2 protein-coding genes are annotated in these 1,817 nt (G+C 35.3%); both read right to left on the bottom strand.

The window, feature by feature from the left end; all coding sequences use genetic code 11:
- Nucleotides 1-274: 274 nt before the first annotated feature.
- A complete protein-coding gene (locus ABFX15_RS05420; protein WP_346024464.1) occupies nucleotides 275-832 on the bottom strand; it encodes an ATP-binding protein in 558 nt (185 codons plus the stop codon).
- Complete coding sequence (locus ABFX15_RS05415; protein ID WP_346024463.1) at nucleotides 825-1,748, bottom strand: Mu transposase domain-containing protein; 924 nt, start codon at nucleotides 1,746-1,748, stop codon at nucleotides 825-827. The genes ABFX15_RS05420 and ABFX15_RS05415 overlap by 8 nt, the downstream gene beginning before the upstream one ends.
- Between the last annotated feature and the right edge of the window lie 69 nt (nucleotides 1,749-1,817).

Here is a 1,817-nt window from a genome sequence, read left to right as displayed (position 1 = left end):
TCCTAAGCGATCACCAACTCTATATCGCAAGATCGGAGGCGATGGAGTCTTAAGAGAAACTATTTCTTAAGGACGACTATCCGAAGACATAAACCGAACGTATTTTCGAATACGTGACGGTTTAGTTCAGTGCACCCTTTTTTATGAAATTAGGTTGTCTATTTATAATCTATTCTCTTGACTTACCACCATAATGCTTTTAAATTAAGGATACTATATTATGTACAGTTAGAAACACGAAAAGCCTATGAATTCAACATAATAATTAATAACTTTACATAACAAATCTCTGTCCATAAGATGAATTATGGAAAGATTTACATAATTCATCAATAACTAGCAGGCTATAATTTGAGAATTTTGTGATGAGGTTGGTTACACCTTTAGGTTTAAGTGTCGCTTCGTCCCGCTCTATTAATAAGTCAGGCAAACGAATATAGCGTGTTCGAATTTCTCGTTTACACGCTTCTCGTCCTAAAGCGCAGGCTAAATAGGTCTTTCCTGACCCAGTGAAGCCCTGAAAAATAATGTTTCTTCGGTGATTGATATAGCTGCAGGTGGCTAATTCATTAAGTGTCTGACGATCAATATCTCGTTTGTCATAATGAATAGCAGAAACAGTTGCGTTTTGAATACGAAATTTGGATCGTTTAATTAATCCATTCACCCGTTTATTGTATTTCTCTTGATATAGATGGTCAGTACCCAGTTGAAGTCGTTCATCAAAAGACAGTTGTCGTGTATCATTGTCCATCTCTTGAATTTCTAAAGCGTCTACTAATTCACTTAAATCCATTTGACGTAATTTTCTAATCGTTTCGTTATCAATCATTCTTATCGCCTCCATAATAGTCTGATCCTCTCACGAATCCCATGGATTCTTTATAGTTGGTCTCTGCATGTTCAATCGCTTCATTATTAACAGGATTCGTTAATATTGCCTTTAGTTGACGGTATCTTGGGGAATGGACACGTTCTAAAGCTATTTGACAAGCCTTCTCTAAAGAAGCATTTGAATACTTCTTCGATAAATTGAGAACAGATAAGCACGATTGATATCCTTGTTCTTTGAGTGGTAGGTTTTCAAAGATACGCTGAATCACTTTATGGGTGAAAGGTCCAATTTTTTGTGCCCAATTTAATAGTCGTTGGTCATTCCATTCGAGTTGATTAAGTTGATCTGGTAGATGTTCTGGCAAGGTTGAAAAGTTATATTCTTTATATGATGGGAATCGTTTGTGAGTCGCAATTCGTTCATTTTGATAATAAATTTCAAGAAAGTTATCTGTTACTTTTAAATCAACGCTCTTTTTGACATATTGATAGGGACAAGAGTAATTATTCTTTTGATACGTAATATGACAATCCAGTTTTACTTTTCTTCCGTAAACCCATTCTGATATTTCGTATGGAACAGAAGGCAAGGCACGCAAAAATTCCTGTTCTGACTCTTTAAAAACAAGCGAACGACTGCCTTCACGCTTTTGAAATTCTTTATTATTATAAATTTCCAATTTCTCACGAACAGCTAATTTTAGTTCTCCCATTGTTGTATATATTTCATTTCTTAATGAAGCAATAACTGCCGTTGCAATTTTACCAACCGCTCCTTCAACCGCTGCTTTCTGTTTAGGTTTTCTTACCTGAGCAGGCATAATGGCCATAACATAATGGTTTGCGAGAGCTTCATATTGTTCGTTTAAAACGATGTCACCCTCTTTGGGGTGAGTTATTACACCGGTCTTCAAATTTAATGTAAAGTAGAAAGTAATGTAAAGTTTTTCCTGATATTAACTATTGAACGGTTTTCTGATAGA

The sequence above is a fragment of the Alkalibacterium indicireducens genome, assembly GCF_039522005.1.
Taxonomy (GTDB): Bacteria; Bacillota; Bacilli; order Lactobacillales; family Carnobacteriaceae_A; genus Alkalibacterium; species Alkalibacterium indicireducens.
The sequence above is the reverse complement of the archived record's forward strand: the minus strand, read 5'-3'. Positions and strand labels throughout refer to the sequence as shown.

Coding starts and splice junctions, on each gene's coding strand:
- ABFX15_RS05420 (WP_346024464.1), bottom strand. CDS start 832: ATGATTGATAACGAAACGATTAGAAAATTACGTCAAATGGATTTAAGT.